At 66.8% G+C, this 13,636-nt stretch carries 23 protein-coding genes; all 23 read left to right on the top strand.

What is annotated here, in order from left to right; genetic code table 11:
- Nucleotides 1-75 precede the first annotated feature (75 nt).
- The 23 genes from fusA to rplO all read left to right on the top strand — a co-directional run bounded on the left by fusA (nucleotide 76) and on the right by rplO (nucleotide 13,594).
- Nucleotides 76-2,172, top strand: a complete 2,097-nt coding sequence (gene fusA, locus AB0B48_RS27035) for an elongation factor G (protein WP_308193421.1) — start codon at nucleotides 76-78, stop codon at nucleotides 2,170-2,172.
- Between the two features lie 212 nt (nucleotides 2,173-2,384).
- A complete protein-coding gene (gene tuf / locus AB0B48_RS27030) occupies nucleotides 2,385-3,578 on the top strand; it encodes an elongation factor Tu (RefSeq protein WP_030489585.1) in 1,194 nt (397 codons plus the stop codon).
- Nucleotides 3,579-3,928: 350 nt separating this feature from the next.
- A complete protein-coding gene (gene rpsJ / locus AB0B48_RS27025; protein WP_007073037.1) occupies nucleotides 3,929-4,237 on the top strand; it encodes a 30S ribosomal protein S10 in 309 nt (102 codons plus the stop codon).
- Between the two features lie 11 nt (nucleotides 4,238-4,248).
- Nucleotides 4,249-4,914, top strand: a complete 666-nt coding sequence (rplC, locus tag AB0B48_RS27020) for a 50S ribosomal protein L3 (RefSeq protein ID WP_357206399.1) — start codon at nucleotides 4,249-4,251, stop codon at nucleotides 4,912-4,914.
- A complete protein-coding gene (gene rplD, locus AB0B48_RS27015) occupies nucleotides 4,911-5,561 on the top strand; it encodes a 50S ribosomal protein L4 (RefSeq protein WP_030489587.1) in 651 nt (216 codons plus the stop codon). The genes rplC and rplD overlap by 4 nt, the downstream gene beginning before the upstream one ends.
- Nucleotides 5,558-5,860 (top strand): 50S ribosomal protein L23, encoded by a 303-nt coding sequence (gene rplW / locus AB0B48_RS27010; RefSeq protein WP_007465304.1) that lies wholly within the window; start codon nucleotides 5,558-5,560, stop codon nucleotides 5,858-5,860. Before rplD ends, rplW begins: the two co-directional genes overlap by 4 nt.
- A gap of 12 nt (nucleotides 5,861-5,872) precedes the next feature.
- Nucleotides 5,873-6,712 carry a 50S ribosomal protein L2 gene (gene rplB, locus AB0B48_RS27005; protein ID WP_053653944.1) on the top strand — a complete coding sequence of 280 codons (840 nt, stop codon included), beginning with the start codon at nucleotides 5,873-5,875 and terminating at the stop codon, nucleotides 6,710-6,712.
- 12 nt (nucleotides 6,713-6,724) lie between these two features.
- The gene (gene rpsS, locus AB0B48_RS27000; RefSeq protein WP_007465299.1) at nucleotides 6,725-7,006 is read left to right on the top strand and encodes a 30S ribosomal protein S19; all 282 of its coding nucleotides are present in this window, start codon (nucleotides 6,725-6,727) and stop codon (nucleotides 7,004-7,006) included.
- Nucleotides 7,007-7,048: 42 nt separating this feature from the next.
- On the top strand, nucleotides 7,049-7,507 hold the full coding sequence (rplV, locus tag AB0B48_RS26995; RefSeq protein ID WP_007465297.1) for a 50S ribosomal protein L22: 459 nt from the start codon (nucleotides 7,049-7,051) through the stop codon (nucleotides 7,505-7,507).
- Nucleotides 7,507-8,376: a 30S ribosomal protein S3 gene (gene rpsC, locus AB0B48_RS26990; RefSeq protein WP_091402401.1), complete on the top strand. Its 870-nt coding sequence runs from the start codon at nucleotides 7,507-7,509 to the stop codon at nucleotides 8,374-8,376. The genes rplV and rpsC overlap by 1 nt, the downstream gene beginning before the upstream one ends.
- Before the next feature lie 3 nt (nucleotides 8,377-8,379).
- The gene (gene rplP / locus AB0B48_RS26985) at nucleotides 8,380-8,805 is read left to right on the top strand and encodes a 50S ribosomal protein L16 (protein ID WP_053653940.1); all 426 of its coding nucleotides are present in this window, start codon (nucleotides 8,380-8,382) and stop codon (nucleotides 8,803-8,805) included.
- Nucleotides 8,805-9,041 carry a 50S ribosomal protein L29 gene (gene rpmC, locus AB0B48_RS26980; protein ID WP_007465283.1) on the top strand — a complete coding sequence of 79 codons (237 nt, stop codon included), beginning with the start codon at nucleotides 8,805-8,807 and terminating at the stop codon, nucleotides 9,039-9,041. Before rplP ends, rpmC begins: the two co-directional genes overlap by 1 nt.
- The gene (gene rpsQ / locus AB0B48_RS26975; protein WP_112584814.1) at nucleotides 9,038-9,316 is read left to right on the top strand and encodes a 30S ribosomal protein S17; all 279 of its coding nucleotides are present in this window, start codon (nucleotides 9,038-9,040) and stop codon (nucleotides 9,314-9,316) included. The genes rpmC and rpsQ overlap by 4 nt, the downstream gene beginning before the upstream one ends.
- Nucleotides 9,317-9,413: 97 nt before the next feature.
- On the top strand, nucleotides 9,414-9,782 hold the full coding sequence (gene rplN / locus AB0B48_RS26970) for a 50S ribosomal protein L14 (protein ID WP_007465279.1): 369 nt from the start codon (nucleotides 9,414-9,416) through the stop codon (nucleotides 9,780-9,782).
- The gene (gene rplX / locus AB0B48_RS26965; RefSeq protein WP_172899047.1) at nucleotides 9,779-10,099 is read left to right on the top strand and encodes a 50S ribosomal protein L24; all 321 of its coding nucleotides are present in this window, start codon (nucleotides 9,779-9,781) and stop codon (nucleotides 10,097-10,099) included. The genes rplN and rplX overlap by 4 nt, the downstream gene beginning before the upstream one ends.
- The gene (rplE, locus tag AB0B48_RS26960; protein WP_091402385.1) at nucleotides 10,099-10,665 is read left to right on the top strand and encodes a 50S ribosomal protein L5; all 567 of its coding nucleotides are present in this window, start codon (nucleotides 10,099-10,101) and stop codon (nucleotides 10,663-10,665) included. Before rplX ends, rplE begins: the two co-directional genes overlap by 1 nt.
- Before the next feature lies 1 nt (nucleotide 10,666).
- A complete protein-coding gene (locus tag AB0B48_RS26955) occupies nucleotides 10,667-10,852 on the top strand; it encodes a type Z 30S ribosomal protein S14 (protein ID WP_007465272.1) in 186 nt (61 codons plus the stop codon).
- A 116-nt stretch (nucleotides 10,853-10,968) separates the two neighbouring features.
- Complete coding sequence (gene rpsH / locus AB0B48_RS26950; protein ID WP_007465270.1) at nucleotides 10,969-11,376, top strand: 30S ribosomal protein S8; 408 nt, start codon at nucleotides 10,969-10,971, stop codon at nucleotides 11,374-11,376.
- A 16-nt stretch (nucleotides 11,377-11,392) separates the two neighbouring features.
- The gene (gene rplF, locus AB0B48_RS26945) at nucleotides 11,393-11,935 is read left to right on the top strand and encodes a 50S ribosomal protein L6 (protein ID WP_357206396.1); all 543 of its coding nucleotides are present in this window, start codon (nucleotides 11,393-11,395) and stop codon (nucleotides 11,933-11,935) included.
- On the top strand, nucleotides 11,932-12,321 hold the full coding sequence (gene rplR, locus AB0B48_RS26940) for a 50S ribosomal protein L18 (protein ID WP_030329901.1): 390 nt from the start codon (nucleotides 11,932-11,934) through the stop codon (nucleotides 12,319-12,321). Before rplF ends, rplR begins: the two co-directional genes overlap by 4 nt.
- A 33-nt stretch (nucleotides 12,322-12,354) precedes the next feature.
- On the top strand, nucleotides 12,355-12,969 hold the full coding sequence (rpsE, locus tag AB0B48_RS26935; RefSeq protein WP_357206394.1) for a 30S ribosomal protein S5: 615 nt from the start codon (nucleotides 12,355-12,357) through the stop codon (nucleotides 12,967-12,969).
- Complete coding sequence (gene rpmD, locus AB0B48_RS26930; protein ID WP_007465262.1) at nucleotides 12,969-13,151, top strand: 50S ribosomal protein L30; 183 nt, start codon at nucleotides 12,969-12,971, stop codon at nucleotides 13,149-13,151. The genes rpsE and rpmD overlap by 1 nt, the downstream gene beginning before the upstream one ends.
- Entirely contained in the window at nucleotides 13,151-13,594 is a 444-nt protein-coding gene (rplO, locus tag AB0B48_RS26925) for a 50S ribosomal protein L15 (RefSeq protein ID WP_088950230.1), read from the top strand. The genes rpmD and rplO overlap by 1 nt, the downstream gene beginning before the upstream one ends.
- Nucleotides 13,595-13,636: the final 42 nt, after the last annotated feature.

Genomic DNA, 13,636 nt, shown 5'->3' with positions numbered 1-13,636 from the left:
CCACCGGTTTGCCGGCGCCTCCGGGCGCCGGAACCGCCACCAGTTGTGTCGAGACGACGATAAGTAGGGATTGAAGTGGCCGCCGCAGACGCGCTCGCCAAGGTACGCAACATCGGCATCATGGCGCACATCGATGCCGGTAAGACCACGACCACCGAGCGAATCCTGTTCTACACCGGCATCACGTACAAGATCGGTGAGGTCCACGAGGGCGCTGCCGTCATGGACTGGATGGAGCAGGAGCAGGAGCGTGGTATCACCATCACCTCCGCTGCTACCAAGTGTGAGTGGAAAGACCACACGATCCAGATCATCGACACGCCCGGCCACGTCGACTTCACGGTCGAGGTCGAGCGGTCGCTGCGGGTCCTGGATGGTGCGGTAGCGGTATACGACGGTGTCGCCGGCGTGGAACCGCAGACGGAGAACGTCTGGCGGCAGGCCGACAAGTACAACGTCCCGCGTATGTGCTTCGTCAACAAGCTCGACCGGACCGGCGCCGACTTCTTCCGCTGCGTGCAGATGATGATCGACCGGTTGAACGCCACCCCGCTGGTGCTCCAGATCCCGATCGGGCTCGAGGGTGACCACATCGGTGTCGTCGACCTGATCGGCATGCGCGCGCTCACCTGGCGTGGGGAGACCCAGAAGGGTGAGGACTACGCGGTCGAGGAGATCCCGGCCGAGCTGGCCGACTCCGCTGCCGAGTGGCGCGAGAAGCTGATGGAGACCCTCGCCGACGTCGACGACGCGGTGATGGAGAAGTACCTGGAGGGCGACGAGATCTCCGTCGAGGAGATCAAGGCCGCTATCCGGCGTGCCACCATCGCCGGCAAGGCCAACCCGGTGCTCTGCGGCTCGGCGTTCAAGAACAAGGGCGTTCAGCCCATGCTCGACGCCGTTGTCGACTTCCTGCCGTCGCCGTTGGACGTTCCGGCGATCGAGGGTACGGCCACCGACGGCGAGACCCCGCTGCTGCGTAAGCCGTCCAACTCGGAGCCCTTCTCCGGCCTGGCCTTCAAGATCCAGACGGACAAGCACCTGGGCAAGCTCACCTACGTGCGGGTCTACTCCGGCACGCTCGATTCCGGTTCCCAGGTGGTCAACTCCACCAAGGACCGCAAGGAGCGCATCGGCAAGATCTACCAGATGCACGCCAACAAGCGGGAAGAGCGTCCGTCGGCGCAGGCCGGCGACATCATTGCCGTGCAGGGTCTCAAGCAGACCACCACCGGCGACACTCTCTCCGACCCGGCGAACCCGGTCATCCTGGAGTCGATGACCTTCCCGGAGCCGGTCATCTCGGTGGCGATCGAGCCGAAGACCAAGTCCGACCAGGAGAAGCTGGGCACGGCCATCCAGCGCCTGGCCGAGGAAGACCCGACCTTCCGCGTCCAGTTGGACGAGGAGACCGGTCAGACGGTCATCTCCGGCATGGGTGAGCTGCACCTGGACATCCTGGTCGACCGGATGCGCCGCGAGTTCAACGTCGAGGCCAACGTCGGCAAGCCGCAGGTGGCGTACCGCGAGACCATCCGCCGCAAGGTGGACAAGGTCGAGTACACCCACAAGAAGCAGACCGGTGGTTCCGGCCAGTACGCCCGCGTGATCGTGAGCGTCGAGCCGCTTCCGCTGGACAACGACTCGCCGACCTACGAGTTCGCCAACGCCGTCAGCGGCGGCCGCATCCCCCGGGAGTTCATCCCCTCGGTGGACGCCGGTGCGCAGGACGCGCTGCAGTACGGCATCCTGGCGGGCTTCCCGCTGGTCGGCGTGAAGCTGACCCTGCTGGACGGCCAGTACCACGAGGTCGACTCGTCGGAAATGGCATTCAAGATCGCCGGCTCGATGGTGATGAAGGACGCGGCCCGCAAGGCCGATCCGGCACTGCTCGAGCCGATGATGGCCGTTGAAGTCACCACTCCTGAGGAGAACATGGGTGACGTCATCGGTGACCTCAACTCCCGCCGCGGCATCATCCAGGCGATGGAGGAGCGCAGCGGCGCCCGCATCGTCCGGGCCCTGGTGCCGTTGTCGGAGATGTTCGGCTACGTCGGCGACCTGCGGTCGAAGACCCAGGGCCGGGCTAGCTACAGCATGCAGTTCGACTCCTACGCCGAGGTTCCGCAGAGCGTCGCGAAGGAGATCATCGCCAAGGCAACGGGCGAGTAGCGCTCTGAGCAGGTGATTCGTGGTTGGTCGCGGGAGGGTTCACCCGCCCGCGGCCACCACGATCGGATCGCGTGAGACCGGGCCTGTAGGCTTCATCGCCGCAGAACCCACAAAGGCTCTCCGGCCTTCGGGCCGGAAAGGCTGTCGACAGAGTCCTAAGCGCCGACCGGCGCGCCGGGCGTACGAACCAAGAAGTCCACAGGAGGACACCAGTGGCGAAGGCTAAGTTCGAGCGGACTAAGCCGCACGTCAACATCGGCACCATTGGTCACATCGACCACGGTAAGACGACGCTGACGGCGGCCATCACCAAGGTCCTGCACGACCAGTACCCGGACCTGAACCCCTACACGCCGTTCGACGAGATCGACAAGGCGCCGGAGGAGAAGGCCCGCGGTATCACGATCTCGATCGCGCACGTCGAGTACCAGACCGAGTCGCGGCACTACGCGCACGTCGACTGCCCTGGGCACGCCGACTACATCAAGAACATGATCACCGGTGCCGCGCAGATGGACGGCGCGATCCTGGTGGTCGCGGCGACCGACGGCCCGATGCCGCAGACCCGCGAGCACGTGCTGCTGGCCCGTCAGGTCGGTGTGCCGTACATCGTCGTGGCGCTCAACAAGAGCGACATGGTCGATGACGAGGAGCTCCTGGAGCTCGTCGAGCTCGAGGTCCGTGAGCTGCTCTCCTCGCAGGAGTACCCGGGTGACGACCTGCCGGTCGTTCGGGTTTCGGCGCTGAAGGCCCTCGAGGGTGACCCCGAGTGGACCGGCAAGCTGCTGGACCTGATGACCGCTGTCGACACCTCGATCCCGCAGCCGGAGCGCGAGGTTGACAAGCCGTTCCTGATGCCCGTTGAGGACGTCTTCACGATCACCGGTCGTGGCACCGTCGTCACCGGTCGCGTGGAGCGCGGCGTTCTCCTGCCGAACGAGGATGTTGAGCTCGTCGGTATCAAGGAGAAGAGCTTCAAGACCAAGGTCACCGCGATCGAGATGTTCCGGAAGACCCTGGACGACGCCCGCGCAGGTGAGAACGTCGGCCTGCTGCTGCGTGGTACCAAGCGCGACGAGGTCGAGCGCGGCATGGTCGTCGTGAAGCCGGGCTCGAACACCCCGCACACGGAGTTCGAGGCGACGGTCTACATCCTCTCCAAGGAGGAGGGTGGCCGTCACACCCCGTTCTTCCAGAACTACCGTCCCCAGTTCTACTTCCGGACCACGGACGTCACCGGTGTCGTCACCCTCCCCGAGGGCACCGAGATGGTCATGCCGGGTGACAACACGTCCATGTCGGTGAAGCTGATCCAGCCCATCGCCATGGAGGAGAACCTCAAGTTCGCGATCCGCGAGGGTGGCCGCACCGTCGGCGCCGGGTTCGTCACCAAGATTAACAAGTGAACTAGGTAACCCCGATTAGACCCGCCGCCGGTCGTGCGGCATACTAGTCAGGTTGCGTAACGACAGTTCGTCGCCTGTGTTCGGCTTTCGCTGAACCTCCGGGTGGCGAGGCAGTCGAGCGTAGGGTGGTTGGCGGCCCAGTCGCCAACCACCCTCGCACGGCGTTCAGGTCGCGGTAGTGCGATCGGCGCCTTGACCCCCAGTGCGGTCAGCACCACTCCGGTACGTAGGGGCGGAGCTCGGCCCGAGGGCGCGACACGCCCGACCGCGGGGGTCGGCGAAGTGGGCCTGTACCAGCCGGTACAGGCGCCCGCAACACAGCGGCATCGAGAGAAGGAACAGAAGCCACCATGGCGGGACAGAAGATCCGCATCCGGCTCAAGGCCTATGACCACGAGGTCGTCGACTCCTCGGCGCGGAAGATCGTCGAGACGGTGACGCGCACCGGGGCGCAGGTCGCGGGCCCGGTGCCGCTGCCCACGGAGATCAACCGTTTCTGCGTTATCCGCTCGCCGCACAAGTACAAGGACTCGCGCGAGCACTTCGAGATGCGCACTCACAAGCGGCTGATCGACATCATCGACCCGACCCCGAAGACGGTCGACTCGCTCATGCGCCTCGACCTGCCGGCTGGCGTCGACATCGAGATCAAGCTGTAGGGACCGGACAAATGGACAGGCAAGTCAAGGGGATCCTGGGCGCCAAGCTCGGCATGACCCAGGTCTGGGAGAACAACCGCGTTGTTCCCGTGACCGTGGTCGAGGCCGGCCCGTGCGTCATCAGCCAGGTTCGTAGCGCCGAGAAGGACGGTTACTCCGCGGTCCAGCTCGCGTACGGCACCATCGACCCGCGCAAGGTCAAGAAGCCGGTCAGCGGGCACTACGCCAAGGCGGACGTGGCGCCGCGCCGGCACATCGTCGAGCTGCGCACCACTGACGCCGGGGAATACTCGCTCGGGCAGGAAGTCACTGTCGAGGAGTTCCCGGCCGGCGTCATCATCGACGTCACCGGCAAGACCAAGGGCAAGGGCTACGCCGGCCCGATGAAGCGGCACGGCTTCCACGGCCTGGGCGCCGGGCACGGCGTCGAGCGCAAGCACCGCTCGCCCGGCTCCATCGGCGCCTGCGCCACTCCGGGGCGTGTCTTCAAGGGCACCCGGATGGCCGGCCGTATGGGTGGCGTTCGGTACACCGTGCAGAACCTCACCGTCCAGGCGGTCGACACCGAGAACAACCTGCTGCTCGTCCGGGGTGCCATTCCTGGTCCGAAGGGCGCGCTCGTTCTGGTCCGTACCGCGGCCAAGAGCAAGGTGAAGAAGGGCGGTGCGGCCAAGTGACCACCGTTGACGTGCGCACCGTCGAAGGCACCACCAGCGGCTCCGTGGAGCTGCCGGAGGACATCTTCGACGTGCAGGCCAACGTCGCGCTGATGCACCAGGTCGTGGTGGCCCAGCTCGCGGCGGCCCGACAGGGCACGCACAAGGCCAAGACCCGCGGCGAGGTCGCCGGTGGCGGCAAGAAGCCGTACAAGCAGAAGGGCACCGGTCGCGCCCGGCAGGGCTCGATCCGCGCGCCGCAGTTCGCCGGCGGTGGCGTCGTGCACGGTCCCGTGCCGCGCGACTACAGCCAGCGGACCCCGAAGAAGATGAAGGCCGCCGCTCTGCGGGGAGCCCTCTCCGACCGGGCCCGCGCCGGGCAGGTGCACGTCGTCGAGGCGTTCGTCTCGGGCGAGAAGCCGTCGACCAAGGCGGCCCTGGCCACGCTGACCAAGCTCACCGAGGCCCGTCGGGTCCTGGTCGTGCTGAGCAGCACCGACGAGCTGAACTGGGTGTCGCTGCGCAATGAGCCGCGCGTGCACCTGATCGAGTCCGGCCAGCTGAACACGTACGACGTGCTCGTGGCCGACGACGTGGTCTTCACCAAGGACGCCCTGGACGAGTTCCTGGGCGTGCCCGCCGAGACCACCGAGGAGGGTGGCAAGTGAGCACGATCGCCGACCCGCGCGACATCATCGTGGCGCCGGTCGTCTCGGAGAAGAGCTACAGCGAGCTGAACCGGAACTGGTACACCTTCCTGGTGCACCCGGACGCGAACAAGACCGAGATCAAGATCGCTATCCAGCAGATCTTCAACGTCCGCGTCCTGACGGTCAACACGCTCAACCGCCAGGGTAAGCGCAAGCGCACCAAGACCGGCTTCGGTCAGCGCAAGGCGACCAAGCGGGCGATCGTGAAGCTGGCTGACGGTGACCGTATCGAGGCCTTCGGCGGCCCGGTCAGCTGAGGGGTGTAGACAATGGCTATCCGTAAGTACAAGCCGACGACGCCGGGCCGACGTGGCTCGAGTGTCGCTGACTTCGCCGAGATCACCCGGTCCACGCCGGAGAAGTCGCTGCTGGCTCCGTTGCCGAAGAAGGGCGGGCGTAACGCCCACGGCCGGATCACCACGCGGCACCACGGTGGCGGTCACAAGCGTCAGTACCGTCTGATCGACTTCAAGCGGGTCGACAAGGACGGCGTGCCGGCGAAGGTCGCTCACATCGAGTACGACCCGAACCGCACGGCGCGCATCGCGCTGCTGCACTACGCCGACGGCGAGAAGCGCTACATCCTCGCGCCGAAGGACATGAAGCAGGGCGACCGCGTCGAGTCCGGTCCGGGCGCCGACATCAAGCCGGGTAACAACCTGCCGCTGCGCAACATCCCGGTCGGTACCACGATCCACAACGTGGAGCTGCGTCCGGGTGGCGGGGCCAAGCTGGCCCGTTCCGCCGGCGTCGGCATCCAGCTGCTCGGCCGCGAGGGCGCGTACGCGACCCTGCGTATGCCGTCCGGCGAGATCCGGCGGGTGGACGTGCGCTGCCGCGCCAGCGTCGGCGAGATCGGCAACGCCGATCAGTCGAACATCAACTGGGGCAAGGCCGGCCGGATGCGGTGGAAGGGCAAGCGCCCGACCGTCCGTGGTGTCGCCATGAACCCGGTCGACCACCCGCACGGTGGTGGTGAGGGTAAGACCTCCGGTGGTCGCCACCCGGTCAACCCGCAGGGTAAGCCCGAGGGCCGCACCCGCCGTAAGGGCCAGCCGAGTGACCGGCTGATCGTCCGCCGTCGCTACGCCACGCGTAAGCGCGGCTGAGGGAGATAAGACATGCCTCGCAGCCTGAAGAAGGGCCCGTTCGTCGACGACCACCTGCTCAAGAAGGTGGAAGTTCAGAACGACAAGGGCTCCAAGAACGTGATCAAGACCTGGTCGCGGCGCTCGACGATCATCCCCGAGATGCTGGGGCACACGATCGCCGTGCACGACGGACGCAAGCACGTCCCGGTGTTCGTGACCGAGGCGATGGTCGGGCACAAGCTCGGCGAGTTCGCGCTGACCCGCACGTTCAAGGGTCACGAGAAGGACGACCGGAAGAGCCGTCGGCGCTGACGCCGCCAGGCATACGGATAGAGGGAACAAGGGGTTACAGCGATGCCAGGAAAGGGCGACGCTCCGGTGCTTCCGGGCGCGCGGGCGGTTGCGCGGCACGTGCGCATCTCGCCGATGAAGGCGCGCCGGGTGGTCAACCTCGTCCGCGGCCTGCCCGCGAAGGAGGCGCTCACGGTGCTGCAGTTCGCGCCGCAGGCTGCGAGCGAGCAGGTGTACAAGGTGCTCGCTAGCGCGATCGCCAACGCGGAGAACAACGAGCGGCTGGACCCCGACGCGCTGCTCGTCAGTGAGGCCTTCGTGGACGAGGGCCCGACGATGAAGCGGTTCCAGCCGCGGGCCCAGGGTCGGGCCTACCGCATCCGCAAGCGCACGTGCCACATCACCGTGGCGGTCGAAGCGGTCGCGCCGGCAGCACCGAGGAAGGCCGCGGCTAAGAAGGCCGCCCCGGCCACGGAGGCCGCACCGGCCGAAGCGCAGAGCAAGACGGAGGACGCCGAGTAATGGGTCAGAAGGTTCACCCCACTGGGTTCCGGCTCGGCATCTCGACCGACTGGAAGTCCCGCTGGTTCGCGGACAAGCTCTACAAGGACTACATCGGCGAGGATGTCAAGATCCGCCGCATGATGTCCAAGGGCCTCGAGCGTGCCGGGATTTCCAAGGTCGACATCGAGCGCACCCGCGACCGGGTCCGGGTCGACATCCACACCGCCCGGCCGGGCATCGTCATCGGCCGTAAGGGTGCGGAGGCCGACCGGATCCGCGGCGAGCTTGAGAAGCTCACCGGCAAGCAGGTTCAGCTGAACATCATCGAGGTGAAGAACCCCGAGTCGGACGCTCAGCTGGTCGCGCAGGGCGTGGCCGAGCAGCTGTCCAGCCGGGTCAGCTTCCGTCGGGCGATGCGCAAGGCCATGCAGTCGGCGATGAAGAACCCGGTCTGCAAGGGCATCCGGGTTCAGGTCTCGGGTCGCCTCGGCGGCGCCGAGATGAGCCGGACCGAGTTCTACCGTGAGGGCCGGGTTCCGCTGCACACGCTGCGGGCCAACATCGAGTACGGCTTCTTCGAGGCCCGTACCACGTTCGGTCGGATCGGTGTGAAGGTCTGGATCTACAAGGGCGACGCCGTCCCGGGCCGGGAAGCTCCGGCCGAGGCCGGTCCGTCCCGCCCGCGTCGTGGTGAGCGCGGCGACCGTCCCGAGCGTCCGCGCCGTGGCCGGTCGGGTTCGTCCGGCACCACGGCTGGTGGCACCGAGGCCGGTCGGGCTGCTGCGACCACCATCGCGCAGCAGGCCGAGACGCCGAGCGGCGAGCCGGTCGACAGCGCAGCTGTCGCCGCCACTGCTGCTCCGGCAGAAACGCAGCAGGAGGGCTGACAGATGCTGATGCCGCGCAAGCCCCCGAAGGGCTTCCGCAAGCCGCACCACCCGGACCGCAGTGGCGCGTCCAAGGGTGGTAACCGGGTGGTGTTCGGCGAGTTCGGGATCCAGGCTCTCGAGCCGGCGTACGTGACGAACCGGCAGATCGAGTCGGCACGTATCGCGATGACTCGCCACATCAAGCGTGGTGGCAAGGTCTGGATCACGATCTTCCCGGACCAGGCCCTCACCAAGAAGCCTGCCGAGACCCGGATGGGTTCCGGTAAGGGTTCGCCCGAGTGGTGGGTTGCCAACGTCAAGCCGGGGCGGGTTCTCTTCGAGATGTCCTTCCCCAACGAGCAGACCGCGCGAGAGGCCATGCGTCGCGCGATCCACAAGCTCCCGATGAAGTGCCGCATTGTTACGCGCGAAGTGGGTGAATCCTGATGGCAGCGGGCGTTAAGGCGACCGAGCTGCGTGAGCTCTCCGAAGAGGAGCTGGTCACGAAGCTGCGGGAGGCCAAGGCGGAGCTGTTCAACCTCCGCGTGCAGGCCGCAACCGGGCAGCTGGACAACAACCGGCGGTTGCAGGTCATCCGTCGGGAGATCGCCCGGATCTACACGATCATGCGCGAGCGCGAGCTGGGGCTCTCGGCCGCGCCGACTGAGGTGACTGCATCATGACCGAAGACACCGCCACCGCCACCGCGCGGTCCCGCCGCAAGGTCCGTGAGGGCCTGGTGGTCAGCGACAAGATGGACAAGACCGTCGTGGTCGAGGTCGAGGACCGGGTTCGGCACGCTCTGTACGGCAAGATCATGCGCCGTACGAGCAAGCTGAAGGTGCACGACGAGCAGAACGCCGCTGGCACCGGTGACCGGGTTCTCATCATGGAGACCCGGCCGCTGAGCGCCACCAAGCGTTGGCGGATCGTGGAGATCCTGGAAAAGGCCAAGTAGCGAAGGCTCGAGCTCGCCCGGCGTTGCGTCGGGCGTTGGTTCCGCCAGGCTCCGGCCGCTACGGCGGCCGGAGAACCGGCAGACATAGGAGATAGACGTGATTCAGCAGGAGTCGCGACTGCGCGTCGCCGACAACACGGGTGCTCGGGAGATCCTGTGCATCCGGGTTCTCGGTGGCTCGGGTCGGCGCTACGCGAGTATCGGCGACGTCATCGTGGCCACCGTCAAGGACGCGATCCCGGGTGCCGGTGTGAAGAAGGGCGACGTCGTCAAGGCTGTCGTCGTTCGCACGGCCAAGGAGAGGCGGCGTCCGGACGGCTCGTACATCCGCTTCGACGAGAACGCCGCCGTCATCATCAAGGACGGCGGGGACCCGCGTGGAACCCGTATCTTCGGCCCGGTGGGCCGGGAGCTGCGGGACAAGCGGTTCATGAAGATTATTTCCCTCGCGCCGGAGGTGTTGTGACCGTGAAGGTCAAGAAGGGCGACACGGTCGTCGTCATCGCCGGCAAGGACAAGGGTGCCAAGGGCAAGGTCATTCAGGCCTACCCGCGGCAGGACAAGGTCCTGGTCGAGGGCGTGAACCGGGTCAAGAAGCACACCCGCATCAGCACCACCCAGCGTGGCGCCAAGACCGGCGGCATCGTCACTCAGGAGGCCCCGATCCACGTCTCGAACGTGCAGGTCCTGGACTCCGACGGCAAGCCGACCCGCGTCGGTTACCGGATCGACGACAACGGCCAGAAGGTCCGCATCGCGCGTAGCACCGGTAAGGACCTGTGATGACCACGGCTACCGAAAAGACCCTGCCGCGCCTCAAGGAGCGGTACCGCAACGAGATCGTGGCCCAGCTGCGTGAGCAGCGCAGCTACGGCAACCCCATGCAGGTGCCGCGGCTGGTCAAGATCGTCGTCAACATGGGTGTCGGCGAGGCTGCTCGCGACGCCAAGCTGATCGACGGCGCGGTCCGCGACCTCGCCACGATCACCGGCCAGAAGCCGCAGGTGCGGCGGGCGACCAAGTCCATCGCGCAGTTCAAGCTCCGCGAGGGCATGCCGATCGGCGCGAAGGTCACCCTTCGCGGCGACCGGATGTGGGAGTTCATGGACCGGCTGCTCTCCATCGCGCTGCCGCGTATCCGCGACTTCCGCGGTCTGGACGGGCGCAAGCTGGACGGGCACGGCAACTACACGTTCGGTCTGACCGAGCAGTCGGTGTTCCACGAGATCGACCAGGACCGGATCGATCGCCAGCGGGGCATGGACATCACGGTGGTCACGACCGCCACGACCGACGACGAGGGCCGGGCGCTGCTCAAGCTCCTGGGCTTCCCGTTCAAGGAGAACTGAGATGGCCAAGAAGGCGCTGATCATCAAGGCGGCCGCGAAGCCGAAGTTCTCGGTTCGCGCGTACACCCGCTGCCAGCGGTGCGGGCGTCCGAAGGCGGTCTACCGCAAGTTCGGGCTCTGCCGGGTCTGCATCCGGGAGATGGCTCACCGCGGTGAGCTGCCGGGCGTGTCCAAGGCTTCCTGGTAAGGGCGACCGCGTCCCGGCCGTCGGCCGGGAACTCCTGCACCGATTAGGTATTGCTCTTCGCCGTAGGCCCGGGGCTGATGCCCCGGGAACCCCGGCGAGAAAGGCTGACGAAATCCATGACGATGACCGACCCGATCGCAGACATGCTCACGCGTCTGCGTAACGCCAACCAGGCGTACCACGATCAGGTGAAGATGCCCTACTCCAAGATCAAGGCGAACATCGCCGAGGTCTTGAAGGCCGAGGGTTACATCGCCACCTGGTCGGTCGAGGAGCCCGAGGAGGGCGCCGTCGGCAAGCGACTGGTCGTCGAGCTGAAGTATGGCCAGAACCGCGAGCGGAGCCTGGCCGGCATCAAGCGCGTGTCCAAGCCCGGTCTCCGGGTGTACGCCAAGTCGGACGGGCTCCCGCGGGTGCTCGGTGGGCTGGGCGTGGCGATCATTTCGACGTCCCAGGGGCTGCTGACCGACCGGCAGGCCCGCAAGCGGAGTGTTGGCGGGGAAGTCCTCGCCTTCGTCTGGTAACGGGAGACAGGTAGAAATGTCGCGAATTGGACGTAAGTCGATCCCGGTACCAGCCGGCGTCGACATCACGATCGACGGGCAGACCATCAAGGTCAAGGGCCCCAAGGGTCAGCTCCAGCACACCCTCGCCGAGCCGATCACGGTCGAGCGGGCCGAGGATGGGCAGCTGAGCGTCAACCGGCCGAACGACGAGCGCAAGGCCAAGGAACTCCACGGCCTGAGCCGTACGCTGGTTGCCAACATGATCGTCGGGGTCACCGAGGGCTACCGCAAGAGCCTGGAGATCGCCGGCACCGGTTACCGGGTCACCGCCAAGGGTTCGGACCTCGAGTTCGCGCTCGGGTTCTCGCACCCGGTGGTCGTCCCCGCCCCGGCGGGCATCACCTTCACGGTGGAGCGGCCGACTCTGTTCCACGTGGCTGGCATCGACAAGCAGCAGGTCGGTGAGGTCGCCGCCAACATCCGGAAGATCCGCCCGCCGGAGCCCTACAAGGGCAAGGGCGTCAAGTACCAGGGCGAGGTCATCCGCCGCAAGGCTGGAAAGGCAGGTAAGAAGTGAGCGCCACGCTGCTCAAGCGCCGCCGCGGTGTCGCCGCCAAGCGCGCCGTTGGGCGTGCGCGTCGACACTTCCGCGTCCGCAAGAACGTCAGCGGTACGGCCGAGCGTCCGCGCCTGGTCGTCACCCGCTCGCTGCGGCACATGGTCGCCCAGATCGTCGACGACACCAAGGGTCACACCCTGGCGTCGGCGTCGACCCTGGACGCCTCGCTGCGCGGTGCGGAGGGCGACAAGAGCGCCCTGGCTGGCAAGGTGGGCGCGCTGCTCGCCGAGCGGGCCAAGGCCGCCGGCGTCTCCAAGGTCGTCTTCGACCGCGGCGGCAACCGGTACGCGGGGCGAGTCGCCGCGCTTGCCGACGCCGCCCGCGAAGCCGGGCTCGAGTTCTAACAACCCCGTCACGAGAGAGAAGGAAGGCTGCTGATGCCAGGTCAACAGCGCCGTGGCGGCGGGTCCGGTGGCAACGAGGGTGGTCGCCGCGACAACCGCCGTGAGGGCGGCCGCGGAAACGCGCCCGTCGAGAAGACCCCGCACCTTGAGCGGGTCGTCGCGATCAACCGCGTCGCCAAGGTCGTGAAGGGTGGTCGTCGCTTCAGCTTCACCGCCCTGGTGATCGTGGGCGACGGCGACGGCACGGTCGGCGTGGGCTACGGAAAGGCCAAGGAGGTGCCCGCGGCCATCGCCAAGGGTGTCGAGGAGGCCAAGAAGCACTTCTTCAAGGTCCCGCGGATCGGTCAGTCGATCCCGCACCCGGTGACGGGTGAGGACGCCGCTGGTGTGGTGCTGCTCAAGCCGGCCTCGGCCGGTACGGGTGTCATCGCCGGTGGACCGGTGCGTGCCGTGCTGGAGTGCGCTGGGATCCACGACGTGCTCTCCAAGAGCCTCGGTTCGTCGAACCCGATCAACATCGTGCACGCCACCGTGGCGGCCCTGAAGGGGCTTGAGTCCCCCGAGCAGGTCGCGGCGCGTCGTGGTCTGCCGGTGGAGGACGTCGCGCCGGCCGCCATGCTGGCGTCGCGTGCGGGGGTGGCGAACTGATGGCACGCCTGAAGGTCACCCAGCTCCGGTCCGGTATCGGGACCAAGCACAACCAGCGTGAGTCGCTGCGTTCGCTCGGTCTCAAGCGGATCAACGACGTGGTGGTCAAGGAGGACCGGCCCGAGATCCGCGGCATGATCTTCACTGTGAGCCACCTCGTGAAGGTCGAGGAGGTCGAGTAATGACGATCAAGGTGCATCACCTGCGCCCGGCGCCCGGTTCCAAGACCGCGAAGACCCGTGTGGGTCGCGGTGAGGGTTCCAAGGGCAAGACCGCTGGTCGCGGTACCAAGGGCTCCAAGGCCCGCAAGAACATCTCGGCGGCGTTCGAGGGTGGGCAGATGCCTATCCACATGCGCCTGCCGAAGATGAAGGGCTTCAAGAACAAGTTCAAGGTGGTCTTCCAGGTTGTCAACCTGGACCGACTCGCTGAGCTGTTCCCGAATGGTGGTCAGGTCGGCCCGCTGGAGCTCGTTGAGTCCGGCGCGGTCCGCAAGGGTCACCCGGTCAAGGTCCTCGGTACCGGGGATCTCGGCGGTGTGGCGCTCCAGGTGTCCGCGCACGCGTTCAGTGCGTCGGCCAAGGAGAAGATCGCTGCCGCCGGTGGCTCCGCCACCGAGCTGTAAGGCGTACGACCATGGCGCCCGTCCAGTTGAGAGCAACTGGCG

The organism is Micromonospora sp. NPDC049089, assembly GCF_040648775.1.
Lineage (GTDB): Bacteria > Actinomycetota > Actinomycetes > Mycobacteriales > Micromonosporaceae > Micromonospora.
The sequence above is the reverse complement of the archived record's forward strand: the minus strand, read 5'-3'. Positions and strand labels throughout refer to the sequence as shown.

Bases quoted from the DNA above. Each gene is read 5' to 3' on its own strand.
- rplF (WP_357206396.1), top strand. From the start codon at position 11,393: ATGTCGCGAATTGGACGTAAGTCGATCCCGGTACCAGCCGGCGTCGAC.
- rpsE (WP_357206394.1), top strand. From the start codon at position 12,355: ATGCCAGGTCAACAGCGCCGTGGCGGCGGGTCCGGTGGCAACGAGGGT.
- rpsS (WP_007465299.1), top strand. From the start codon at position 6,725: ATGCCTCGCAGCCTGAAGAAGGGCCCGTTCGTCGACGACCACCTGCTC.
- rpmD (WP_007465262.1), top strand. From the start codon at position 12,969: ATGGCACGCCTGAAGGTCACCCAGCTCCGGTCCGGTATCGGGACCAAG.
- rplC (WP_357206399.1), top strand. From the start codon at position 4,249: ATGGACAGGCAAGTCAAGGGGATCCTGGGCGCCAAGCTCGGCATGACC.
- rpsH (WP_007465270.1), top strand. From the start codon at position 10,969: ATGACGATGACCGACCCGATCGCAGACATGCTCACGCGTCTGCGTAAC.
- rplV (WP_007465297.1), top strand. From the start codon at position 7,049: ATGCCAGGAAAGGGCGACGCTCCGGTGCTTCCGGGCGCGCGGGCGGTT.
- rpsJ (WP_007073037.1), top strand. From the start codon at position 3,929: ATGGCGGGACAGAAGATCCGCATCCGGCTCAAGGCCTATGACCACGAG.
- rpsQ (WP_112584814.1), top strand. From the start codon at position 9,038: ATGACCGAAGACACCGCCACCGCCACCGCGCGGTCCCGCCGCAAGGTC.
- rplE (WP_091402385.1), top strand. From the start codon at position 10,099: ATGACCACGGCTACCGAAAAGACCCTGCCGCGCCTCAAGGAGCGGTAC.
- rpmC (WP_007465283.1), top strand. From the start codon at position 8,805: ATGGCAGCGGGCGTTAAGGCGACCGAGCTGCGTGAGCTCTCCGAAGAG.
- rplP (WP_053653940.1), top strand. From the start codon at position 8,380: ATGCTGATGCCGCGCAAGCCCCCGAAGGGCTTCCGCAAGCCGCACCAC.
- rpsC (WP_091402401.1), top strand. From the start codon at position 7,507: ATGGGTCAGAAGGTTCACCCCACTGGGTTCCGGCTCGGCATCTCGACC.
- rplO (WP_088950230.1), top strand. From the start codon at position 13,151: ATGACGATCAAGGTGCATCACCTGCGCCCGGCGCCCGGTTCCAAGACC.
- rplB (WP_053653944.1), top strand. From the start codon at position 5,873: ATGGCTATCCGTAAGTACAAGCCGACGACGCCGGGCCGACGTGGCTCG.
- AB0B48_RS26955 (WP_007465272.1), top strand. From the start codon at position 10,667: ATGGCCAAGAAGGCGCTGATCATCAAGGCGGCCGCGAAGCCGAAGTTC.